This is a genomic window from Moorena sp., from assembly GCF_982860115.1.
The window spans coordinates 53,215-78,916 of record NZ_CEYLVT010000009.1 but is presented as its reverse complement, the minus strand read 5'-3'; the positions used below and the strand labels follow the sequence as shown (position 1 = coordinate 78,916).

The 25,702-nt window shown below is 44.7% G+C and carries 14 protein-coding genes and 1 pseudogene; 2 read left to right on the top strand and 13 right to left on the bottom strand.

Annotation, left to right across the window (positions count from 1 at the left end; genetic code table 11):
• Positions 1–34 precede the first annotated feature (34 nt).
• The 9 genes from AC4II3_RS03120 to AC4II3_RS03080 form a co-directional block, all read right to left on the bottom strand.
• Positions 35–2,125: a UvrD-helicase domain-containing protein gene (locus AC4II3_RS03120; protein WP_488009254.1), complete on the bottom strand. Its 2,091-nt coding sequence runs from the start codon at positions 2,123–2,125 to the stop codon at positions 35–37.
• 838 nt (positions 2,126–2,963) lie between these two features.
• Positions 2,964–3,281: a 30S ribosomal protein S10 gene (gene rpsJ / locus AC4II3_RS03115; RefSeq protein WP_008179644.1), complete on the bottom strand. Its 318-nt coding sequence runs from the start codon at positions 3,279–3,281 to the stop codon at positions 2,964–2,966.
• 98 nt (positions 3,282–3,379) lie between these two features.
• Positions 3,380–4,609 (bottom strand): elongation factor Tu, encoded by a 1,230-nt coding sequence (gene tuf / locus AC4II3_RS03110; RefSeq protein WP_488009257.1) that lies wholly within the window; start codon positions 4,607–4,609, stop codon positions 3,380–3,382.
• 23 nt (positions 4,610–4,632) lie between these two features.
• Complete coding sequence (fusA, locus tag AC4II3_RS03105; RefSeq protein WP_488009259.1) at positions 4,633–6,708, bottom strand: elongation factor G; 2,076 nt, start codon at positions 6,706–6,708, stop codon at positions 4,633–4,635.
• A 142-nt stretch (positions 6,709–6,850) separates the two neighbouring features.
• On the bottom strand, positions 6,851–7,321 hold the full coding sequence (gene rpsG, locus AC4II3_RS03100) for a 30S ribosomal protein S7 (protein ID WP_488009261.1): 471 nt from the start codon (positions 7,319–7,321) through the stop codon (positions 6,851–6,853).
• Positions 7,322–7,920: 599 nt separating this feature from the next.
• Positions 7,921–8,292 carry a 30S ribosomal protein S12 gene (rpsL, locus tag AC4II3_RS03095; RefSeq protein WP_008179640.1) on the bottom strand — a complete coding sequence of 124 codons (372 nt, stop codon included), beginning with the start codon at positions 8,290–8,292 and terminating at the stop codon, positions 7,921–7,923.
• An 88-nt stretch (positions 8,293–8,380) separates the two neighbouring features.
• A complete protein-coding gene (locus tag AC4II3_RS03090) occupies positions 8,381–8,725 on the bottom strand; it encodes a HesB/IscA family protein (RefSeq protein ID WP_488009263.1) in 345 nt (114 codons plus the stop codon).
• 178 nt (positions 8,726–8,903) lie between these two features.
• Positions 8,904–9,332, bottom strand: coding sequence for a cupin domain-containing protein (locus tag AC4II3_RS03085; RefSeq protein ID WP_488009265.1), 429 nt, complete (start codon positions 9,330–9,332; stop codon positions 8,904–8,906).
• A gap of 309 nt (positions 9,333–9,641) precedes the next feature.
• Entirely contained in the window at positions 9,642–11,702 is a 2,061-nt protein-coding gene (locus AC4II3_RS03080; RefSeq protein WP_488009267.1) for a phosphodiester glycosidase family protein, read from the bottom strand.
• Positions 11,703–12,860: 1,158 nt separating this feature from the next.
• On the opposite strand from AC4II3_RS03080, the gene AC4II3_RS03075 reads away from it, so the two are divergent.
• Together AC4II3_RS03075 and AC4II3_RS03070 are read left to right on the top strand one after the other, a co-directional pair.
• Complete coding sequence (locus AC4II3_RS03075) at positions 12,861–17,657, top strand: glutamate synthase-related protein (protein ID WP_488009277.1); 4,797 nt, start codon at positions 12,861–12,863, stop codon at positions 17,655–17,657.
• A 465-nt stretch (positions 17,658–18,122) separates the two neighbouring features.
• Positions 18,123–19,385 carry an RNA-guided endonuclease InsQ/TnpB family protein gene (locus tag AC4II3_RS03070; RefSeq protein WP_488009269.1) on the top strand — a complete coding sequence of 421 codons (1,263 nt, stop codon included), beginning with the start codon at positions 18,123–18,125 and terminating at the stop codon, positions 19,383–19,385.
• 563 nt (positions 19,386–19,948) lie between these two features.
• Here AC4II3_RS03070 and AC4II3_RS03065 read toward each other — a convergent pair.
• The 4 genes and pseudogenes from AC4II3_RS03065 to AC4II3_RS03050 form a co-directional block, all read right to left on the bottom strand.
• A complete protein-coding gene (locus AC4II3_RS03065; RefSeq protein ID WP_488009271.1) occupies positions 19,949–20,866 on the bottom strand; it encodes a polysaccharide deacetylase family protein in 918 nt (305 codons plus the stop codon).
• A gap of 129 nt (positions 20,867–20,995) precedes the next feature.
• Entirely contained in the window at positions 20,996–22,552 is a 1,557-nt protein-coding gene (locus tag AC4II3_RS03060) for a bifunctional pantoate--beta-alanine ligase/(d)CMP kinase (RefSeq protein WP_488009273.1), read from the bottom strand.
• Positions 22,553–22,667: 115 nt separating this feature from the next.
• Positions 22,668–23,111, bottom strand: a pseudogene (locus tag AC4II3_RS03055) (septal ring lytic transglycosylase RlpA family protein); the annotation flags it as partial.
• Between the two features lie 1,054 nt (positions 23,112–24,165).
• The gene (locus tag AC4II3_RS03050) at positions 24,166–25,251 is read right to left on the bottom strand and encodes a septal ring lytic transglycosylase RlpA family protein (protein WP_488009275.1); all 1,086 of its coding nucleotides are present in this window, start codon (positions 25,249–25,251) and stop codon (positions 24,166–24,168) included.
• Positions 25,252–25,702 lie beyond the last annotated feature (451 nt).

Below are 25,702 nucleotides of genomic sequence, written 5' to 3'. Positions count from 1 at the left end.
AGGGCTAGATTACTTATAGAGTCTGCGTTTTAGATTATTTCGTCGCCCCCTCAGGGATATTTTGCAGGCGTTTCTTTTCAGATTGATAATAATTGTATAGTCCAGATTCTACCAATATTTTATCCAGCAAATCTGAAGGTCTTAATGATTGGCTAACATCGCGCCAGTGCTCTACCTGTTCAGCAAGTCCTTCAAATACCTCACCATAACGGTACACTAAAGCTTGACGATAATCTGCTCTTCGTTCAACCAAAGGTATGAGTAGCGCCAACAAATCAATCGTCGTTTCCACATCATCCATTGCTTTATGGCTAGGTAGGTGGGTAAGATTGAGATGCTCTGCCAAAACTTCCAAACTGTAGCGTTCAGATTCAATGAAACGATTCGCTAGTTCTAGGGTGTCCTCCCATTGCAGCTTTTTTGGATAACTAACACCAGCTTTTTGAGCTTGAGCTGCCACCATCTTAATATCAAAGCCCACATTGTGTCCAACTAGCAGAGAATCCCCGACAAACTTGAAGAACTCACCAAATACATCCTTAGCATTTCTACCATTTTCTGCCAAGAAGCGATCGCTATGTCCGTGTATTCTTTCCGAGTCACCAACGCTAACGGTATTAGTAATATAAGCGTGAAATCTAGCTTGTGGTTTCCCATCAACTAGACGAATTGCTGCAATTTCCACCACTTGATCTTGACTCACTGAAAACCCTGTTGTTTCCACGTCAAAAACTGTTACGACTCCAGATGAATAGGCGCTTAAAAGTTCACTAAAAGGATCTCCATCTGTAAATGTGCGGCTTGATACCATGTCAGTTAAACTAAAGCCACAATTTTTGCCTTCTTCAATAACAGCTTTAATCGTCCCATCACCAATTCCACGACTTGGACGTAGCAACATCCGACGCAATGCCCCTGCATCAAAAGGATTTATAATCAGACGTAGGTAAGCAAGAGCATCTTTGACTTCCTGTCGCATGAAAAATTGGAATCGCTCAACTGTAATACAAGGAATACCCATGCACTCCAATATCTGACTGATAATCTCTGTGCGTTTATGGTTACGAGCAAGAACTGCTACTCGACTATAAAAAAAATCCTTTTGCTTACTTGCTAGTTGCTGGATTTGTTCACCAATCCACTCTGCTTCTTTCCACTCATTATTTGCTAAATGGAATTGAATCAACTCACCATCTTTACACTCAGGGGCTGGTGTAATGTTTGTTTGTCGATTTTCAAAGGAATCGGCAAATCCAGAAGCAGCATTAAGCAGGACTTTTGTTGCTCGATAGTTCCTGGTTAAAGAATAAGTTGTAGGATTAAAATCATGATAAAATTGTTTAACTACCTTCTCTGGTTCAGAGCCTCGCCATTCATAAATCGTCTGATCTAAATCTCCAATCATCCCTAAATTACCACTGTTGGCAGCCAAGTGCTTGACAATACCATACTCTGACAGATGGGTATCTTGAACTTCGTCAACTTGAACAAAATCAAACTTATCTGCCCAACGTTGGCTAATCTCTGGTTCATGGTGTACCATGAGACGAACATAAAATATCAGATCCGCAAAGTCTAAGGCATGACGCTTTTGAAGGATAGTTTGATACTGAGCAGCACGTTGAGCGTAGTTATTACCTAATGGGGCATATAGATTTTCAACCAGATTATCTAGAGATAATTGACAGTTTTCAGCCTGAATTTTGCACTTAACTAAGCTAGAAAACAACTGCTGGGCATCTCTATCTGTCAATACATGGAAAACTTCCTTAACCAATTCGAGACAATCATTATCGTCATAAATCACGAAATCTGTTGGCAGTCCAATCTGACGAGCTTCCATGCGTAGTATGGAGGCACACAAACCATGAAAAGTCTTAATTGTTAGGTGTTGTAGTTGTTCTGGACAATACTGAGATAACCGCCCGCTCATTTCTTTGGCAGCTCGATTGGTAAAGGTCAGGCATAGAATTCGTTGAGGAGAGATACCCTGATTAATTGCACATAAAACCCGCTCTGCTAAAACACGAGTTTTGCCTGTACCAACCGGAGCAAGTACCAAAATTGCGCCTTCTACGTGGCTAGCGATCGCATTTTGTTCTCCGTTAAGCTCGTTGCTGAACATCAAGAGGTGTAACTAAATTTTCATTATAGGTAATTCTTTGGTGTTGCGTCAGTAGTAGAATGCTTAACCAGAAAGGTAAATTTGTTTATACTTTAAAAATCACTAATCACTGCATCAATGCATCAATAAATATGACATGCAGAGGCATTGCATGGTTTTATTTTTAGGAAACCATTTCTTGGATCAGCAACACCGATTCTTTGACCTTTTTTCAGGTGATGCTTCAAAAATTACTCTTTTCTTACCCTCACATACCTCACGGAGTGACAAGCTAATTTAAAATCTTACAGGGGTTAGGTTTTAGGGGTTAGGTGAAGCGCGAATATCGTCATGGCGTAGTAGTTGATTAAAACTATCTATGCAGTTGGATTGCTGAAAATTGCTTCAACTGCTGGGAAATACAACAACACGAGTCGCTGTAATTTTCCCAAAACCTAAAACCTAAAACCTAAAACCTAAAACCTATCTAGGTTTGAGCTTTGTTGTCACCCCGTGAGGTCACAAACTCACAAACTGCCCTATTCCCTCAAGAGCATGAGGGCTACTTTCCTTATCCAGTCTGCTTTATGACTTACTTGTATCCCCCGCAGGGAGCAGCAATAACAATACCTTTGACCAGGCTTTTGTGGAATATTTGGCTCACTATCTTACTGCTGAAGCCTGGTGGGGTTTTCCCCTTATATCTTTTCTAGTTTATTTAGACGACAAGTTAATAAGTTATGATTTTAATTCTAGTTTAATACTTATAATTTTTGGTTGATTGTCAATTTTCCATTAACAATCAACCAAAGGCTATCAATCATCTTATTTTATCAATGATTACCGGGACTTTAAATACTCAAAGTTTAACTTCAATATCAACTCCAGCAGGCAAATCCAATTTCATCAGAGCATCAATAGTCTTTGAAGAAGGCTGATAAATATCAATAATCCGTTGGTGGGTGCGTGTTTCAAAGTGTTCCCGAGAATCTTTATCAACGTGAGGCGATCGCAAAACACAGTAAATACGACGTCGAGTGGGTAAGGGAATCGGGCCAATAGCTGTAGCATTTGTGCGGTTTGCTGTATCTACAATCTTCTCACAGGACGTGTCCAGCAAGCGTCTATCAAAGGCTTTTAGTCGAATCCGAATTTTCTGCTGTTGAATAGTTGCCATTTTTTTAATTTTCTAGGTTCTTTTGTTAGCGTAAATAAACATGAATAAAGAGCAGAGAAGCTAGAGCTTCCCTGCTCCTACTCTATATTAGAGTACTGCTATTCGAGAATCTTACTGACCACACCTGAGCCGATGGTGCGACCACCTTCACGGATAGCAAAGCGCATTCCTTGTTCAATCGCAATGGGGTTAATCAGGCTCACCGTCATTTTGATGCGATCGCCTGGCATCACCATCTCAGCTGTAGAGCCATCGTCAGCAGTAAAGGCATCAATAGTGCCAGTCACATCAGTGGTTCGTACATAGAACTGAGGGCGATAGCCAGAGAAGAAGGGAGTATGACGTCCACCTTCTTCTTTCTTCAGGACATATACCTCAGATTCAAACTTGGTGTGAGGGGTGATTGAACCGGGCTTGGCAAGTACCATACCCCGCTCAATGTTCTCTTTTTGGATACCCCGCAGCAGTAGCCCAACATTGTCTCCAGCCATCCCTTCGTCTAGGGTCTTCTGGAACATTTCCACACCAGTTACTGTGGTGTTACGGGTCTCTTTAAGCCCGATGATTTCTACCGTCTCACCAACTTTAACCTTACCCCGCTCGATTCGACCGGTGGCAACAGTTCCCCGACCAGTGATGGAGAAGACATCTTCCACTGCCATCAGGAATGGCTTATCCACATCCCGCTCTGGTGTGGGAATGTATGAGTCTACATTCTCCATCAGTGATAGCACCACATCAGTCCACTCATTGTCACCTTTGGCAATGCTTGGATTCTCGGTCAGGGCGTTTACAGCCATTAAGGCTGACCCAGCCACAATCGGGATATTGTCCCCGTCAAAGTCGTATTCGCTCAACAGTTCCCGAATTTCCAGTTCTACTAGCTCTAGGAGTTCTTCATCATCTACTTGGTCTTTCTTATTTAAGAAAACCACGATGTTAGGAACTCCCACCTGCCGAGCTAGGAGGATATGTTCTTTAGTTTGTGGCATGGCACCGTCAGCGGCAGAAACCACCAGAATTGCCCCATCCATTTGCGCCGCACCCGTGATCATGTTTTTCACATAGTCAGCGTGGCCTGGGCAATCTACGTGGGCATAGTGGCGATTTTCGGTTTCGTACTCCACATGAGCAGTATTGATGGTAATCCCCCGTGCTTTTTCCTCAGGAGCTGCATCAATCTCCTCGTAGTTCCTCGCTTTTGCCTTCCCTTGAGCCGCCAATGTCATAGTAATCGCAGCAGTTAGGGTCGTCTTGCCGTGGTCTACGTGACCAATCGTGCCAATGTTGACGTGGGGTTTATTCCTTTCAAACTTTTCGCGTGCCATGAATTACATGTTCCTTTTTTTTGTTATGCGTTCCCTTGATTCTTAGCAATGATGGCTTCTGCCACATTGCGAGGTACTTCATCATAGGTTTTAAACTCCATAGAGAAAATACCCCGACCTTGGGTCTTAGACCGGATATCCGTAGCATAACCAAACATCTCTGCTAATGGAACTTTAGCAGTTACTTTGGCAATGCCGTCTTCAGAACCCATACCTTCAATCTGGCCACGGCGGGAGTTGAGGTCACCCATGACATCCCCAAGGAAGTCTTCCGGCACTTCCACCTCAACTTTCATCATAGGCTCTAGGAGTACTGGCGCAGCCTTCATCACAGCATTCCGCATGGCCATAGAACCAGCAATCTTAAATGCCATTTCTGAAGAGTCTACGTCGTGATAAGACCCATCTACTAGGGTAACTTTGACGTCGATCACTGGATACCCTGCTAGAATTCCCGATTCACAGGCTTCCTTCATCCCCTGTTCAGCAGGAGAGATGTACTCTCTCGGTACAGAACCACCTACGATCTTGGAGACAAATTCAAAACCACTACCAGTATCTCCTGGTTCCAATTCAACAATAACGTGACCATACTGACCTTTACCGCCACTTTGACGGATAAATTTACCTTCCGCCTGGACTGATTTACGAATCGTCTCTCGATAGGCTACCTGGGGAGCGCCCACATTCGCTTCTACCTTAAACTCTCGCAGCATCCGGTCTACCAGGATTTCCAAGTGCAGCTCACCCATGCCCGCAATCACGGTTTGGTTGGTTTCTGGGTCAATGCTGACCCGGAAGGTAGGGTCTTCTTCAGATAGGGCTTGGAGGGCTTTGGATAGCTTCTCCATATCCTGCTTGGTTTTTGGCTCTACTGCCACCGAGATCACTGGTTCTGGAATAAAGAGGGATTCCAAAATAATCGGAGACTGTTCGTCACAAATAGTATCCCCAGTGATAGTATGCTTTAAACCAACGGCAGCACCCAAGTCTCCAGCCCGCAACTCCTCTACTTCAATGCGGTCATCAGCCTTTAAGACAATCAACCGAGATATCCGTTCCTTCTTACCCTTAGTGGAATTGAGGATATAGCTCCCCTTCTTGAGTACCCCAGAGTATACCCGCAGGAAAGTTAGGCGACCATAGGGGTCTGCCATAATCTTGAATGCCAGAGCTGACATAGGAGCTTCGTCATCAGCCACCCGCTCGACGGTTTCACCCTTAGGCATAGTACCTTGAATTGGCGGAACATCAATCGGAGCTGGTAGGTAATCAATAACCGCATCCAACAGCAGCTGAACCCCTTTGTTCTTGAATGCAGAGCCACACAACATAGGAACGATTCTGCCCTCAATGGTTCCTTTGCGCAGGGCTTCACGAATTTCCTCTGCCGTGATTTCCTCTCCTTCAAGGTACTTCTCAATTAACGCCTCATCAGTTTCAGCCACCGATTCCACTAGTTTGGCACGGTATTCTTCGGCTTGCTCTTTGACCTCTTCAGGAATTTCTGTATCTTCGATGTCAGTTCCCAGGTCATTGGTGTATATCTTGGCTCGCATCCGCACCAAGTCAACAATGCCTCTAAATTCGCTTTCACTACCAATCGGGATTTGGATGGGAACAGCATTGGAGCGCAATCGGTCACGAACTTGCTCATAGACCTTGAAGAAGTTTGCTCCTGTGCGGTCCATTTTATTAACAAACGCAATTCGAGGTACCTGATAGCGGTCTGCTTGCCGCCAGACGGTTTCAGACTGAGGCTGGACACCACCTACAGAGCAAAACACAGCAATCACACCATCCAATACCCGCATGGAGCGCTCCACTTCAATGGTGAAGTCAACGTGACCGGGAGTATCGATAATATTAATCCGATGCTCTCGCCAGTTGGTGCTAATCGCAGCAGCAGTGATCGTGATTCCCCGCTCCCGCTCTTGGTCCATCCAATCAGTTACAGCTGTACCTTCATGGACTTCACCAATTTTGTGAACAATTCCGGAATAAAACAGGATTCGTTCAGTTGTTGTTGTTTTGCCCGCATCAATATGAGCTGCAATGCCGATATTGCGTGTTTTCTCAAGCGGGATGGTGCGTGCCACGGTTACCTCCTTTGTCTGGTGCCACCATTTCCTCACCAGGTAGCTATCTATTTACAATTTTATACTTTTTTTAAGTTTTTTTAGGCATTTGTGGACATTATCCTATAGCTACCAGGTTCTTGTTATAGGCTTTTTAGGATAATTAGTACCGATAGTGGGCAAAAGCTTTATTTGCCTCTGCCATTCTATGGGTTTCTTCACGCTTGCGAATCGCATTTCCCGTTTCATTGGCAGCATCCATCAGCTCATTAGCCAATTTGCTAGCCATGCTGCGACCGGAGCGACTTCTGGAGAATTTAATCAGCCAGCGTAGGGCTAGAGTAGTCCCTCGCTCAGCCTTTACTTCCATAGGAACCTGATAGGTTGCCCCACCAACCCGGCGAGCCTTGACTTCTACTAGAGGCGTCAGGTTACGCACAGCTTTTTCAAAGGTTTCTATGGGATCAGATCCAGTTCTTTCTTCAATGATTTTCATTGCGTCATAGATAATTCGGTAGGCAAGAGATTTCTTGCCATGACGCATCAGTCTACACCCCAACATACAAATCAGGCGACTGTTGTAAAGTGGGTCAGGGGGGACAGGACGCTTTTTAACAACTGAGCGACGAGACATAAGTAAGCTTAAGAAAAAATCAAAAATACAGTGTACTCTTAAAAATTACCCAAGGCAAACAACTACACTCCTGTGATTAACCCTAGTGTGATTAACCCTGGTGTGATTAACCCTGGTGATACAGTTAGCTTTTGACACTCCCGTAGCTAAACCGAACCCGCCCCGCGTCGGGCAAAGCCCGTAGATTATAGCGTTCGCGTAGCGGCTCCTAGGTCGCTGGGATTCTTAAGAATTTTACACTCTTAATGGCTGAGCCAAACAGCCTCTAAACCCTCCAATAAAACTATTGGGCTTACTTTTTAAATTTTTGGTTTATGCTTGATTCAGAGGCTTTTCAGCTTGCGCACAAACCGCTACTCTTTCGAGCGCATTAATTATTAATAATGCTCAAATGATCAAGGAAGGGCAACAGTTCTACTCTCCAATTCCCAAGGGGCTGTGTGGGTCACCTGCGGGATCACTTTATACGCCCCGTTTTCCGCGCTTGTCTAAGGGCTATAACGGAAGTCCCCTTGGGGTTTAGATGGGTGTGGGTGAAAACACAGCAACTCTACTGCTGAAAGTCTCTTACTGTAGAAGAGGGGTCAATTCTCGTAAGTTTACTTAGGGCGCTTTGTCCCATACTTAGAGCGACCTTGACGCCGATCCTTAACTCCTGCCGTATCAAGGGTACCCCGAATAATGTGATATCGCACTCCAGGTAAGTCCTTCACACGACCGCCTCTGATCATCACGACGGAGTGTTCTTGTAGGTTATGACCAATACCGGGAATATAGGCTGTTACTTCAAATCCTGAAGTCAGACGAACCCTTGCCACCTTTCGTAAGGCGGAGTTTGGTTTTTTGGGTGTAGTTGTGAACACCCTAGTACAAACACCACGGCGCTGGGGACATTGTTTCAGCGCTGGGGACTTAGTTTTCTTCTTAGCTTTGAAGCGCTCGTTACTAATGAGCTGCTGAATGGTGGGCATGAGTTACGGCTTAATAAACATTGGTTGATTTAGCTTAATCAACTACAAACAAACCAATGCTAATTATACCAATAATAACACTCTGGTGTCAATCTGGAGCCTTGGATGGGTCTATACGAAAGGAATTACCGCAGCCGCAGCTTTCTGAAGCGTTAGGGTTATGGAAGCGAAATCCTCCTCCCATCAGGTCTTCTGAGTAATCTAGAGTTAAGCCATTGATAGTTTTTAGGCTTTCGGGGTCTACTATAACACTGATGCCATCACACTCATAGACCTGATCCTCAGAATTGATCACTTGCTCAAAGTCAATAGTGTAGTAAAAATCAGCACACCCACCTTCGCGGACACCTAGACGTAATTTGGCATCTGGCTTTTGACGCTTGGACTGTACACGTCTAATCTCACTCGCAGCAGCTTTACTCAGTTTAATCATTAACGATACTAACTATACGCAACAACTAGCACCAGCTAATGTTACCTCAAAAAGGAATAGTCATTAATCATTAGTCATTTAATTTGCCACTACCAAAAGGCTTTTTTTTTGGCATCCTAAAGACTTACAACTAATGACTAATGACTACTAACTAAAAACTTACAACTAATGACTCAATCTATTTGCCTTCTGGTTTGCTACGGGCATAGTCATCTTCAAAGCGAATAATGTCATCTTCTCCGAGGTATTCTCCATTCTGAACTTCAATTAAAACGAGGGGAATAACACCAGGATTCTCTAGGCGATGAGCATGGCCTTGGGGAACATAGGTTGATTGATTTTGATGAATAATTTCTTCTTTATCGCCACAAATAACTTTAGCTGTACCACTGACAACAATCCAGTGTTCGCTCCTATGGTAGTGCATCTGTAAACTTAAGCGATGACCAGGCTTAACTTCAATGCGCTTGATTTTGTATCCCCGTCCTTCTTCTAAGACAGTGAAAGACCCCCAAGGTCTGAGTTCTGTAGCGGCAACGCCTTCAGGTACTCGAGATGACTGTAGGGTAATTGCCGAAACTTGAGACATTTCTTTTGACTGAACCATGGTTTTGCTCCTGAAAACGTCTAGCTAAGTGATTTTGGGAAAGTTTAGTAATTGGTTACTAATTCTAGGTTATACAAAATCAAGGGTAATTGACTATCACTAAACTTAGCAAACTATAACTAAATTTTTAATGTTAGATTAGTCGAACACCTAAATTTATATAAACTCTTTACACTCTTATATAGGTTTATTCACCTAAGTTTAAGCTGAATAAACCTATAGTTAAGGGATTCGTGATTTCTAAAAATCTTAATAAATCTGATCACTTCATACTTCCTTCATACTTAATACTTCATAATTCTTAAACTATTAGGGAACAGGTGTAAAAAAGATGCCCAGACCATTGTTAACTGGTGCTGCTGTATAGGGAGACCGATCTAGGAGTTGACCACCTAGATAAAGTCCAGTTGAGCTACCCCCGTCGAGATTGAGGGCATTAATAGCTCCCAATTTTTGCATCAACTGAGCTGTTTCCCTTAACGTTGGGCCACGTCGAGTATGACTATGGTGAAAAGCAGCAATAATCAATGTGCCATTAGCAGTGGTTCCGATAGCACTGCGTGGAGCAGACTGCTGAATAAAGGCATCACTAAATTGTTCCGATTTGCCATCTAAAACAATTTTTCGATCTTGTACTAGCAGTGGTCCACCACCGAGAATATGGGGGTAGCCATTGAAGTCAGCGGGAAACGTACTCCCCTCAATTCGCACTTGGGTACCAATACTCAGATCATTAACAGCTGTGCTGTTGGCTCTAAGGGTAACTAGATAGCCATGGTCGGGGATAGGAAAGGCTTGCTGACCCGCAAGTCCTCCAGGCAACAGATCGGTGACCGAGTTGTTCTGGACAACTACGATGATTTCATGATCAATTAAGGGAGTGTAGGTTGGTCCAAAGGCGCGAGTGTAGCGGGCAATGCCAGCTTTGACATAACCACTGTTGAGGAATAGTACTGGCAAACGCTTTCGGTGTGACGTAACTAAGGTTTCGCTGAGGCTGAGTCGTCCCAGTTTAACGTGACCGCGATCATTCCAAGCGATCGCTCCCCGGTTCAAAATTGGACCGGATAACCATCGACTGTCACGGCGAATTGCTCCTAAGGGCAATTGGTTGTTACGGTTGAAAAAACCAGCATTAATCGCAGCAGATGCTTGCCACCACTGAGCAGCTTTAATTAGTGGGGCTGTTCCCACTTGGGTCGTAGCATTACTGCCAATCGGTCTGAGGCGCAATCGCTGAGATTTGGGATCAACCTCCAGCCACACCACTGGGAAACTAGTATCTTTGAGACTAATCAACTGCTGACGCCACTGAATGCCAGGTGCCCAGAGAATATCTTTCTTGACCATGGCATCGGGTCGCAAATCAATGACCAATCGAAACGGGTTAGGCAAGGTAAAAACTCGCAGACGTTTACCTTTGGGGAAATCCACCCGGACCCTAGTTTGGTTCTGATGGCTTTCTAAGCGGATCACTGGTTTATCCATAGGAGCGCCCACGGAAATGGGAGCTACATCTAATGGTTTTTGGATCTTGGCAGCCTCTAGAGCATTAAAACCCCTGACTAGTGACGGGTCGGCTGAGGCAGCTACTGTAATAACAGCTTCAGTGGGTCGCTCATTGACTTGCCAGAAGGTTGGGCGGTCTAAATCAAGAACAATACGATTACCCCAAGGCTGACGTCCCTGGCGGATAGTCTTCACCCTGGCTGGCATGGAAGAGATATAAAGCTTATCCCCCTGAACTTGCAACTGCCAACCTGCTGTTTTGGCAAAATCGGTAATATCTAGATATCGATAAGCACCACTAACTTGGCTGGGGAAGACTACTGATGTACTCCGGGGTTTAGAAAACCACCGGATCGGTTGCTTGGTATAATCTTTACTGTTGAGCATTTCTATGCCCAAGGTTTGCATCGCTCCTACATCACTGATGCCAGTCCGTACTGAGGTTCCCACTAACCATTGCTGCCAAGGTAAGTTGATCTGTTGACCATTTAAATACACTTGAACCCCTTGTCGGATCACCTGGGGTGGGACAGAGAGCAACTCCACCTCTAAGGTGTTATCAGGCATGGGGGGTAGCTCTTCCAATAGTTTCTTGCCCTTTAAAACTAGGATGTTCTCCTGGGTTGTTTGGGATAAACCTTGAACTAGGACAGGGGTATCTTCAGCTGCTGGGGGCAACTGGTTCAATAACTCTTTAAAGCTATTTAAGATTAGGGGTTCAATTGCTCCAACTCGCCTATTTGCCGTAGCTACGGATGCTGGGAATAGAATTACGAGCAAGAGGGTAATGGCTAGCTTGGAGATCTGAGTCCACACTTTTGTAGTATCAATTCTGGTCTTTGGTGTTACTCTAGTCGCCATCAAAGGGTTCCATTGAGCATTTGTTGCTGCTAGTAGCCTGTTTCCTCAAAGGACTGATTTGGCTGAAAGCTATCCTTTCATAACCTAAATCAGTCAACACAAACTATACAGAAGGTCTAATTTCACATACTCTTCAACTAAGTTCTAGGTAAGCATTCAGCTATCAGCCATTAGCTTAAGCGCTACGCGCACGCTACGCGAACAGCTTATGGGCTATGGGCACGCTAGTTGATGTGCTTATGGGCTATGAGCACGCTACACCGAACAGCTTTTGAATCAAACAGCTAAGCATTCGTTTAATCTGAATTACCGAAAGCTGTTCGCGCAGCGTGAGCCAAAGGCTCACGGCTGACCGCTGACGGCTGAATGCTTACAGTTCTAGGTATTTAGGCTCTAGGCATTTAGGCTAAGGGGGTTCTAAAAAAATAAGAAGCGCTCCGGGTCAAGCACGGAGGCTCTCAACTCCCCCTGTTCTAATACCTAAGACTATGAGCCTAATACCTAGGCATTTAGGGAGGAGATGCCACCTGGTCTAAACTAATACTGTGATGAAGGCTACTGTGACAAAATCAAGTCCTGTCAGTGGAAAAGAGTCGTTAAGAAAGCTATTTTGAGTTTCGCTCAATGGTATGGATCACTGCTACGGTAAATCCACCAATTTCTTCGAGAGTAAAATTTTCAGTAGGTTTATGGAGAAATTAGGTATTGCTATCCCTAACCTATTTCTTATATCATGACTATCCACCTATATATGTAAGTTTCTAGGATTTATGCCAGCGTCATGGAACCCTGGTCACTTTGGTCATCAGCTAGGTGGTTAGTTGCATGCCATTGTTGAAGCACGCTTACGTGTTGCTACTGGTAAAACCTGTAATGGTTAACTACATCGGTTGCTCTGTGTCGGAGGATGTAGCTTTTTTGTCAGCAGCTGACCAGATTTCATTGGATACTCAGGATAGGAGTGTCTAAGGGAAAAAAGCTTGATAGATTGTTTCACCCAGGGAATCGGGATTAGACCCAACCAACTTCTGGCTCACCATTGATGGTCAATCATTGTTGATTTTTCCAGCCTAGTAGCAGTCTATAGGTCACTGCTACTAGGTTAATAGTCCTCAATCTGTAATGAAAGCATCACTAAACACCGTGAATAATAATTGGATGAATAATATCGATAACCAGAAAAACCAGGAAGATCTACAACAGTATCACAAAAGGATACCCTATCCAGGTCAACGTTGGTTGGTGGAGGAACGAGATGCCTGTGGGGTTGGCTTTATTGCGTCTGGGCAGGGTATCGCTACCCATAAATTGATTGAACAAGCTCTAGTGGCACTGGGTTGTTTAGAACACCGGGGAGGGTGTAGTGCTGACCAAGATTCAGGGGATGGTGCAGGCTTATTGACTGCTATTCCCTGGAAACTGTTGGAAAAATGGTTGACCGAACAAGGAATTGACCAGCCTCCTACGGAGCAGTTGGGAGTTGGGATGGTATTCTTGCCTCAAGATGAGACGTTGGTTAGGCAAGGGAAGTCAATTGTTGAGGAAGTCCTTGCTCAAGAAGGCTTAAAGGTATTAGGCTGGCGTGTGGTACCAGTACGCTCAGAGATCCTGGGTATCCAAGCGAAAGCCAATCAACCCCATATGGAACAGTTGATCGTAGCCTCTGAAGGGGAGATAGGAGATGAACTGGAGCGTTTGCTGTTCAAAACTCGCTGTCGCATTGCTAAGGCACTAAAATCTCAGAGTACCATCCGAGTGCCTGAGGATTGGTATTTTTGCTCCTTTTCCAGTCGCACGATTGTCTACAAAGGCATGGTGCGCTCAGAGGTACTTGGAGAGTTTTATTTAGACTTAAAAAATCCTGATTACCAGAGTGGGTTTGCTGTCTATCATCGACGCTTTAGCACGAATACTATGCCCAAGTGGCCCCTCGCTCAACCGATGCGCTTGTTGGGACATAATGGTGAGATTAATACTCTGTTGGGCAATGTCAACTGGATGATAGCCCGGGAGGCTGACTTGGCTCATCCAGTTTGGGAAAAAGGGTTGAAGGTTGAAGGTTCTCAAACCAACCTTAAACCAAATAACTCCTTAGATGAGATCAAGCCTATTATCAATCCAGAAAACAGTGACTCAGCCATCCTAGATAATGTATTTGAATTACTGGTGCAATCTGGACGCAGTCCTCTGACCGGATTAATGATCATGGTGCCGGAGGCTTACCAAAATCAGCCGGATTTGGATAACTATCCGGAAATTGTTGATTTTTATGAATACTACAGTGGAATTCAGGAAGCTTGGGATGGTCCAGCGCTATTAGTATTCAGTGATGGGAAAACAGTGGGAGCCAGCCTAGACCGGAATGGATTACGACCGGCTCGTTATAGCATTACCCGGGATGGCTATGTGGTGGTGGCATCAGAAGTGGGGGTAGTGGACTTGCCAGAATCCGAGATTGTGGAAAAGGGCAGACTCGGACCAGGGCAAATGATTGCTGTTGACCTGGAAAGCAACGAAATTCTAAAAAACTGGGATATCAAGCAACGGGTGGCAGCTCAACAACCCTATGGTCAGTGGCTGAAGCAGTATCGTGTAAAATTGGAACCCCAACCCTTTACTGAGGCTCCTGAACAAGAGGCTGCTGAGTTACTGCGTCAGCAGACAGCTTTTGGCTACACTGCTGAGGATGTGGAGATGATCATCCAGCCGATGAGCACCCAGGGGAAAGAACCTACCTTCTGTATGGGAGATGATATTCCCTTGGCGGTACTCTCCAATAAGCCTCGGCTACTCTATGACTATTTTAAACAACGCTTTGCCCAGGTCACTAACCCACCCATTGACCCTCTGCGGGAAAGTTTGGTGATGTCGTTGAGTATAGAGCTGGGTGAGCGCGGGAATATCTTAGAAGCTAAGCCGGAGTACGCCCAGTTGTTAAACCTGGAAACCCCAGTCCTCAATGAGGCGGAGTTGGCAGCGGTGAAAGGGTCAGGGTTTGAGACGGCTGAACTCTCTACTTTATTTGAAATTGCTACTGGTCCGGGGGGGCTAGACGTAGCGGTGAATCGTCTTTGTGACCAAGCCGCTGAGTCGGTAAGGGCTGGCAAAAAGATTCTGATTTTGAGTGATAAAACTGCTGGAGGGCTTTCTGAAAACTACTCCTATATTCCACCGATGTTGGCTGTAGGTGCGGTTCACCACCACCTGATCTCTCAAGGATTAAGGATGAAGGCATCTATTATTGTGGAAACGGCTCAATGCTGGAGTACTCATCACTATGCTTGCTTAATTGGTTATGGTGCATCAGCAGTTTGTCCTTATTTGGCTTGGGAATCGGTACGGAATTGGTGGGCTAATTCTAAGACTCAGAAATTGATGGCCCAGGGGAAACTGGAAAGCCTGACTATAGACCAAGCTCAGAAAAATTATCGCAAGGCGGTAGAAGCAGGTTTATTGAAAATCCTATCTAAGATGGGAATTTCCCTATTATCGTCTTACCATGGCGCTCAGATTTTTGAAGCAATTGGCATTGGTCGGGATTTATTGGCAGTAGCCTTTAAGGGAACTACATCTCGGCTGGGAGGTTTGAATATTGCTGATTTAGCTCAGGAAGTGATGGAGTTTCACAAGCGGGCTTTCCCCCTGACTGCTAAGAAACTGGAAAACTTTGGCTTTATCAATTACCGTCCTCGGGGCGAGTATCACATGAACAGCCCTGAAATGTCTAAAGCCCTACACAAGGCGGTTTCCTCTTTCGTCCGTGACCAATCCTCTAACAACGGTAACGGTAAAAATCACAAAGAGTTGGAAGTTAGCAAGTTGCAGGTTAAACCTTCAAGCCTTGACGCTAACAAAGAAGCTTACGACCACTACGATGTGTATCGCAAACTGTTGGAAGAGCGTCCAGCAACTGCACTACGAGATTTGTTGGACTTCAACAGCGACCAACCTACTATTCCGATTGAGGAAGTAGAAGCTGTTGAGGAAATTGTCAAGCGTTTCTGTACTGGCGCGATGTCCCTAGGCTCTCTATCCCGAGAAGCTCACGAAACTCTAGCTATTGCGATGAACCGGATTGGCGGTAAATCCAACAGTGGTGAAGGAGGAGAAGACCCAGTGCGCTTCAGCATTCTGAATGATGTGGATCAGACTGGTCATTCTCCAACTCTACCTCACTTAAAGGGGTTACGTAATGGGGATGTTGCTTCGTCTGCGGTTAAGCAAGTAGCATCTGGTCGCTTTGGAGTAACACCAGAGTACCTGATGAGTGGGAAGCAGTTAGAAATTAAGATTGCTCAAGGTGCTAAGCCAGGGGAAGGGGGTCAGTTACCGGGTAAGAAGGTCAGTCCCTACATTGCTAAGCTGCGGCGTTCTAAGCCAGGGGTAACCCTAATTTCCCCACCACCCCATCATGATATCTATTCTATTGAAGACCTAGCGCAGCTGATTTTTGATTTGCATCAGATTAACCCTCAAGCTAAGGTATCTGTGAAGTTGGTGGCAGAAATTGGGATTGGAACTGTTGCGGCTGGGGTAGCTAAAGCGAATGCGGATGTAATCCAAATTTCTGGTCATGATGGGGGTACTGGAGCATCTCCCCTGAGTTCGATTAAGCACGCTGGAACGCCTTGGGAACTGGGAGTAACTGAAGTACATCGGATCTTGATGGAAAACCAACTACGCGATCGCGTTTTGTTGCGGGTAGATGGTGGCTTAAAAACTGGTTGGGACGTACTGATGGCTGCCTTGATGGGAGGAGAAGAGTACGGTTTCGGTTCGGTATCGATGATTGCTGAAGGTTGCATTATGGCACGGATTTGCCATACCAATCAATGTCCTGTAGGGGTTGCTACTCAGCAAGAACGCTTGCGCCAGCGCTTTAGCGGGATTCCAGGCCACGTGGTCAACTTCTTCTACTTTGTGGCTGAGGAAGTGCGATCGCTTCTTGCCAAACTAGGTTACCGTTCCTTAAAGGATATCATTGGTCGGGCTGATCTACTCAAAGTCCGGGAGGACCTTGAGTTGACTAAGACATCTATGCTGAATCTAGATTGTCTGACTCAGCTGCCTGATACTCGCACAAACCGCAGTTGGCTCAACCATAAAGATGTACACAGCAACGGAGCAGTGCTAGATGATCAACTGCTGGCTGACGCTGACCTGACGAATGCTATTCAAAATCATGGGTCCGTGACTAAAGATGTGGACATCGTGAACACTGACCGTACTGTAGGAGCTCGAATTGCTGGGGTAATTGCCAAGCAGTATGGTAACACTGGTTTTGATGGACACATTACTCTCAACTTCAAGGGGGCTGCCGGTCAAAGCTTTGGTGCCTTTAACCTGCCTAGTATGACCCTGATTTTAACTGGTGAAGCGAATGACTATGTAGGTAAAGGGATGCATGGTGGTGAAATTATTATCAAACCACCCACTGATGCCACCTACGACCCAGCTAACAATGTCATTGTAGGTAACACCTGCCTCTACGGTGCCACTGGCGGAACATTATTTGCCCATGGCGGTGCTGGTGAGCGGTTTGGTGTGCGCAACTCCAAGGGGTATGCTGTGATTGAGGCAGCTGGTGATCACTGCTGTGAATACATGACCGGTGGTGTAATTGTAGTCTTAGGAAAAGTGGGACGCAATGTAGGTGCTGGTATGACTGGTGGTTTAGCCTACTTCCTAGATGAAGAGGAGAGTTTTCCCGCCAAAGTGAACCAGGATGTCAAGATTCAACGGGTGATTTCAGCGGCTGGAGAGCAGCAGTTGAAAGGCTTAATTCAAGACCATGCCACTCGGACTGGAAGCCCGAAAGCCCACATGATTCTGGACAACTGGTCTGAATATCTGCCCAAATTCTGGCAAGTGGTACCACCTTCTGAGGTGGATACTCCTCAAGCCAATCCTGATGTGGTAGAAGAACGGGAGTTAGTTTCTTCCACAGTAGGCTAAAGCAGTTGAAGGTTGAACGCGCGTCCCGCTTTGCTGCGAAGCGCGTTCAACCTTCAACCTTTCACCTGTTCTAGGTCAATCTTTTCGAGGCAAAATTCATTCACAGACGCTTGACCACGAATCATCATCTCCCTTACCCAATCACGATTACGGAATTCCCAAGACTGAAAGCCCCGCGTTTTTAAACCGGGTCAGAAGTTACCGCAAGAATAGTGCAGCCAAAGCAAGTTGGTAGGCTATGCATAAAAGGTGACAGGTTTTGTTGTAAGGCTGCACTATTCTAAGGTTTCGTCTCCGGGATGAAAGTCAGGTAAGGTTTCGTCTCCGGGATGAAAGTCAGGTAGCGACTTTAGTCGCCGTGAGAAAAAGATTCTGTCTTGACTTGACGATTTACACTGATAGTGTTAGCGTAATAATATATCGAGGAGAGGTCGAGATTCGTTCGCGTAGCGTGACCGCAGGTCAATGATCATACTAGAATTTAAAGCGTACGGAAAACCCATTCAATATCAGGCTATTGATCAGGCAATTCGGACAGTCAAATTTATCCGGAATAGCTGCATCCGCTTGTGGATGGATAAGAAGGGAACTGGCAAGTATGACCTTAGTAAATACTCCAAAATACTAGCCAAGAACTTCCCGTTTGCTAATGAGTTAAACTCGACAGCCCGACAAGCTGCGGCAGAAAGGGCGTGGTCATCGATATCTCGCTTCCTTGAAAATTGTAAAAAGAAAGTACCTGGAAAGAAAGGCTTTCCTAAGTTCAAGAAACACTGTAGGTCGGTTGAGTACAAGCAGTCAGGATGGAAACTTTCTCCTGACAAAAAATCGATCGTATTCAGTGATAAAAAGGGAATCGGAAAGCTAAAACTCAAGGGTACATGGGACTTATGGCGCTTCGATTCGGCAAAGCCGACGCTACGCGAACAAAAACTAATTAAGCGAGTCCGTATAGTCAAAAGGGCTGATGGTTACTATGTTCAGTTCTGCATCTCAGTTGATGTAAGTGAACAACTAGAACCAAGTCATTCGACTATTGGGTTGGATGTAGGGCTAAAAGAGTTCTATACCGACTCTATGGGCAACACGCAGCCCAATCCTCGGTTTTACAGATTTGGGGAAAAGCGATTAAAGTTTTATCAGCGCCGGGTTTCCCGGAAAAAGAAAGGCTCATCCAATCGTAAAAAAGCTGTCAATAGATTAGGCAGACAGCACCTCAAAATAAGTAGGCAACGTGAAGAACACGCTAAGAGACTGGCGCGTTGCGTAATTCGGTCTAACGACCTGGTCGCCTATGAAGATTTGAGAGTTAAGAATTTAGTAAAAAATCACTGTCTTGCTAAATCTATTAATGACGCAGGTTGGTATCAATTTAGAAAATGGTTAGAGCATTTTGGCAGGAAATTTAGCAGAGTAACCGTTGCGGTAAACCCTGCTTATACAAGTCAAAATTGCTCTGAATGCGGCGAAGTGGTCAAAAAATCACTGTCAACTAGGACTCACGCCTGCGAATGTGGCTGTGAATTAGACCGTGACCACAACGCTGCGATTAATATTCTCAACAGAGCCTTGGGTACGGTGGGGCACACCGGAACCTGGATTATTAATCCAAACGCTTCAGGAGAATCGGCCTCTACTGTTCTTGGTTCCGTTCGCGAAGCGTCGCCTACGGCGAATCAGGTTCAGCAAGCTGGCTCGTTGAGTGAAGAATCCCCGTCTCGCGATTAGCGGGGAGTGTCAACTTGCTTAATATACTCTTCGATACAGTAAGCAGAATACCCAATGTGATTAGACTCATCACTGATGAATTTATCGGACATAGTCGTGACCCTACAACCACAAGGAAATCTGTAGACCATAACAACACAGGACTTACGTATTCAATCTACGTCTAGGGTTTGTTATTAAGGCAAGCTACTAGATAACTACACTATAACTACATAAGCGCGTTTGGTTCCGAGTTTTGGGTAAGTCATGAACTTTGGGTAAGTCATGATAAGTTAACTGTTAACTTCTCAAGAGTTAACAGTATTGTCTTAGTTCAAGATTTCAATCTCGGTTTGCTAGGTTCATTTGGGTAGATAACTTATCAAATAGGATAACTAAATTTCAGAAAACTATGTCGCCATTTTGGCGGTAAAATTAAGAATAAAGGATACCAAGGTTAACCATCAAAGCCTTCAAGGTTAGGTTAAGCTCAAGTGGATTATAACTGATTACCTATTTATGGGTTTAACGTTGACCCTTGACTGTCAAAAGCTAACGGTTAACCGTTGATAAAAAATTAGATATCACTTCTGTTCTTTTTGTGCCATCTCCAACTCTTTTTGTGCCATTGCCAACAATTCTGGTACGGTCACAAACTGGTAACCCTGCTTTCTCAATTCAGTAATAATTACCGGTAAAGCTCGTATCGTCTTGGAACGATTGCCGCCACCATCGTGTAGTAATACAATTCCTCCCGGTTTCGCTCTGCGGAGCACATTATAGGTCAACCGACGTTGGTTTACCGAATAATCCTCTGAGTCAGCTGACCATTTTACAATCACGTAATTTTTTTTTCGAGCGTAAGCCACTAAGCCATTGTTCATGATCCCCCCAGGGGGTCTAAACAAAGAGGTCTTAACGTTAATAGTTTTGTAAATTCGTGCTGTGGTGTTATCAATTTCCTTAGCAGCTGCTAAAGGATTATGATAATAATAAGCATGGTTCCAACTATGGTTGCCAAGGGCATGACCATGGTCCACAATTTTCTTAAGCTCTTCTGGATATAGATAAACATTTCTCCCTACGACGAAGAAAGTTGCCTTAACATTATATTTTTTAAGGATGTGTAGCACATCGTTGGTCATCTTCGGCCAAGGACCATCGTCAAAGGTCAAGGCAATGACTTTCTGTGGAGTTTTAAGCTCAACGTCCTCGATATATTTTCCCCGAAATTGGGGAGGAACATAGTTAATCTGCTTGCCTCTCTCTTGCTCTGCCCATTTAGCAATACCTTGCTGCAAACCTTCATCTGGCTGCTTAGTTAACGTTTCAACTTTCTTTGAGTCAGTTTGCTGCTGTGGCATTTGCCTAGTGATTAGTGCAGCAATATTTTGGTTAGCCCATCGACCTGTTTTCAAGCTGTAGGCAGCCATACAACTTAGAAGAGCAGCAATTATAATCCATGTACTGCGCGACCAGAATAAGCCCTCACGTTTTGCCAAAATTGGTCTCCTTTGCTCCTGCCAAAATACCAGGAAAGTAAATCATCATCTTTAACTAACCATCATCTTATAGACTGGTGGCTAACTGTTGCCTAATTGTCTGTTTAATTGTCTGTTGAACATTAGCGGTCAGCTATCCGGTGACAATTGCTGATAATAGATATTGACAAGATAATCGGTAACTTCTGCAATACTCATACCATCGGTTTGTACTTCAATAGCATCAGCTGCCTTGCGCAAGGGGGCTACAGCACGGGTGCTGTCCTTTAGGTCGCGCTGTTGAATCTCCTGCTCCAGCTGTTCTAAGCTCACCTCTTGCCCCCGGTTTTTCAGGTCTTGCTGACGGCGGCGTGCCCTTTCTTGGACAGAAGCGGTTAAGAATAGTTTGACTTCTGCATTGGGAAAGACATGGGTGCCAATGTCACGACCTTCAGCCACTACACCTCCTTGACGACCCCAGCGTTGTTGTTGTTTGAGTAACTCACGGCGTACTGAACTCAGGGCAGCAACCGTAGAAACTTTGGCAGTAACGGACTGTGAACGAATTACCTGGGTAACTTCTTCTCGATCAACCCACACCTGAATCCCAGACTCTCCTGGTTGATTATTAGTCAGATTAATTGTAATTTTACTGACTAATTCTGCGATCGCAGGCTCATCCTCCAAGTCAATACCTGCTTTGAGCACCCGCCATGTCACAGCCCGGTACATGGCACCAGTATCAAGATACATCAATCCTAATGCTTTAGCCACCAAACGGCTAACGGTAGATTTTCCAGCTCCAGCCGGACCATCAATGGCCACAATTGGTTTACGGTGGGACAGGAGTATATTGTCAATTAAACGAGTTGTACCTAAGTGAACTGCGATCGCTAATAATCCTTGCTCTTCAACCTGTTCGAGGGGAGTCAGAGTAACAGGATGTACTAATTCCACATACTCGACCTGGATATCCTGGGTTGCAGCTAATTCTGACCTAACCCTCTCAATCAGATTGATGCGATCGCATAATCCATCTTGAAACGCTTTCTGAGCACTACGCAACCCTTTATAGAGTAATGATGCTTGGGCTTTTTGCTCTGGTGTCAGGTATTGATTGCGAGAACTACACGCCAGTCCCGACTTTTCCCGCACAATCGGACAAGGAACAATGGTCACTGGTAACTTTAAATCTGCTACCATACGCTGGATGATTGCCAACTGTTGGGCATCCTTTTGACCAAAATAGGCTCTGTTTGGTCGTACCAGATTAAACAGCTTGAGCACGACAGTTGCCACACCCTGAAAAAAACCAGGACGAGAGACAGCACATAGGACAGAGGTCATGGCTTTGGGTGGAATCACTTGAGTCAATTCATCACCCTTGTCCGCAGTGGGCATTGGATTGTCACCATACAACTGATCCACAGTGGGAGCAAAAATTGCATCAACTCCAATCTGTTGGCAAAGTTCTTGATCCTGAGCCAATCCACGGGGGTACTCCTGAAAATCCTCTGTCGGTGCAAACTGAAGAGGATTCACAAAAATGCTGACAATGACCAGGGAATTTTCTCGTCTTGCCCGCTCAATTAAGCTTAAGTGACCCTTGTGCAAGGCTCCCATAGTGGTTACCAGACCCACTTCCTTGCCAAGACCTTGACGTTGTAAGTAGCAGTGTAATCCAGCAGTTGTTGTATACAGGTGCATAAGACTTTAGAGTTTAGATTCCTATTGATGTTAGCAACATAGTTTTAATAAATAGAAATCTCCAGGAGTTGCCAAGGAATTCCTGGAGATTTCTATTGACTAATCACTAATCAATTTAATAAAGAATCTCTATACGCACAGACCCAGTGCCAGACCTTACCAATCCAATTATTCTGGCAGCTCCTCTGGACAAATCAATAATCCTACCCCTGACATAAGGTCCACGGTCATTAATCCGCACAATGACAGAGCGACCATTTCTGAGATTAGTCACTTTGACTCTAGTCCCAAAGCGCAAGCTACGATGGGCAGCAGTCAGAGCATATTGATTAAATCTTTCGCCACTAGCAGTGCGCCTGCCATGAAAAGCTGAACCATACCAAGAAGCTATCCCCCTTACACTCCATCGCACTCGGCGACGGCGACGGCTTGCAATCGTTGGTACTGTTAGTAATTGCAGTGTCTGTGGTGAAGCACTGCTTTTTTTGAGAGGAGAAGCATAGCCAATCAGCATAGCGTTTTCTTGGAGATTAGAATCCGGAGAAGCTATCTTCTCTTCTGACTTTGGAATCTCCAAGGCCGTAGGCCACGCTGCGCGAACAGTAGTGATTAGCTCCGTTCGCGCAGCGTGGCCTACGGCCTTAGCTGGTAACGTTAAAGTAGGGAGAATTCTAAATTTATCTGGAAACTCAGCAAAATCAAACATCTGAACTTGCTGACTGGAGAGATTTTCAGCATCTGGAATTGTGGCAGATTTCACCTCTGTCATCAGTGGTAAGTCAGGGCTATCTTTAACAGTGTAGTCAAAGCCCTTAGCTGATGAAATATCAGTTGATAACAACGTACCCAAAACTGTTGTTATCAAAGAACCGGTGATGCAACTCCAACTTTTTTGAGTCATAGTTAGGGTAGATTAAACATTATGATTCCAGGCATTTTGGTGCTAATTCAGATTGATTTAGCACTCAAAATTGCATAGGTGCGCTTTCCGTGATGGCGAACGCGCCCCGCGTGACCTACGGTCAAGGGATTGGTCGCCATCACGGGTCGCACCTCTGGATTTACTCGCTTAAAGTAAACTTGTTTAATATTACACTACTAACCAAAGACTATTATAAAGTTTAGAATAATAAATTCAAGTTTACTACTACAAAAATACTCCAACTGAGCTAAGTATTTTTGTTTTAAAAATAGCTCAAACCTAAGAGAGTAATGAAGTGAGAGATTTTTAAATTTTAGTTAAAGTTGAAGTTGCTGAAACAATAATTAAACTGTTGCCCATTTAAATTGCCGATTTTTGAGTAAGCGGTAAAAATGCCACAACCCTCTCTTTTGTGCCTGAACGCCCCTACCTATTTTCCGTTCAATAGATAAATTAGAAACCTCACAGTTTAGTTGGGCTTAGGCTATCCACTTAAACAATAAGCATTCAGCCTAGGGCATTAGCTGAATGCTTACTTTAAGCAGAGACACAGATGATACTAATACTAATTATCGTGTCTACCTGCAACAAATTTTTTCTCAGATTTGGTAATGGGGAATTGGTAATTGGGAATTAGATTACAATTAGCCATTACCCATTAACCATTACCCATTGCCGTTGAAGATTGAAGTTAATATAAAACTTCTAGACGCACAGCAGCAGTACCGGATCTTTCAAGTCCGATCACTCGGGCTGCTGCTCTGGAAAGGTCAATGACGCGATTTCTGGTGTGGGGTCCACGGTCATTAATTCGCACAATGACGGAGCGACCATTTCTCATGTTAGTCACCCGCACCCTAGTCCCAAACCGCAAGGTACGATGAGCAGCAGTCAGGGCGTATTGATTAAATCGCTCACCACTGGCAGTGCGGCGGCCATGGAAACCCGGACCATACCATGAAGCCATACCCCTCATCTGACTTCTTACTCGCCGACGAGTGGTACTCCTAGCTACTTTCTGTACTGTTCGTGGTTTTGGTGCTGGCGGTAAGTCCGCAATTTCTTTGAGAGGGGGAGCGTAACCGATCAGCCGTCGCAATCGATTAGTAGCTTGTAGAGCATCTTCAGCCAGGTCTTTGGTGGTATCTGGCAGAATTGTATTCTCATCAACTTGGACTAATTCTTCCCCATTGACTTGGATGCTGTAGCTTTTGTAGGAACCATTCCAACGGACAGTGATTGACTCAGCATTGACATTGTTGCCATGAAGTTCATTGATCCGAGCAGCAACCACTTGAGCCCGCCGGATTGAGTCATTGTCTGACCCATTAGCATCCGATATCGTAGCGTTGCCTGGGGCAACAGAAGACGGAGTTGCTATCTTTTCAACCTCAGTAGCAACTATGTCTTTGGTAGGGTCAGCATTGATTTCCTGTGAACCTAGGAAAGTCAGAACAGGAATACTACGGACATACAGTGTAGCTGCCTGACGTCCTGCAAGTTCATAAGCATAAATATTGGTAATGATTTCATCAGGTTTAGCAGTTCTCAGTTGCTCTGGAAACTCAGCCACTTGAAACTCTGGTGTTGGCTGAGCTGGTAGTTTTTCTATTGCTGCAGTTGCGCTAGATGGCAATTCTTCTGCCAGTTGGGCATCAGAATTTCCTGTCACAGTCTGAGTAACTGTCTCAGCGGATGAGACAGGAATTGATATTGTTGCACCGAGAACTGTTGTTAGCACAGAAACGGTGATGCCACCCCAAATTTTTTGATTCATAGGTCTGTAGTCTAAGATAATTGGCAGTTTTAGGCATTATGGTGCTGCAACAAAGGCAGTAACATAACTTCAACTTGCCCATTAACTCCTCACAAATGGTTATTTCCTCACAAATGGTTATTAGTGATTTAACTAAAAACCTGAAACAGACTACCATGAAGTTTCTGATGGTGGAATCCCCATTTTATTAAGCTGTTACCAAGAACTTGTCAAAATTTACGGTTGTAGATTGACCACAAACTAAGTTATATTAGTGGTTAGAGCTTTTGTGAAATTTTTGTGAAGTAACTCCAAGAATAGTTAATTCTTATCAATCCCATCAAGATCTGTGAAATAACTAATGAATCAGCTTCAACAAATTTACTCCATAAAGTAAACTTGAATACAGACTAGGTGCAAGCAATTCTGGTAAATAAGGGCGCTTACCACAGCGTTTACCACGGCGCTTACC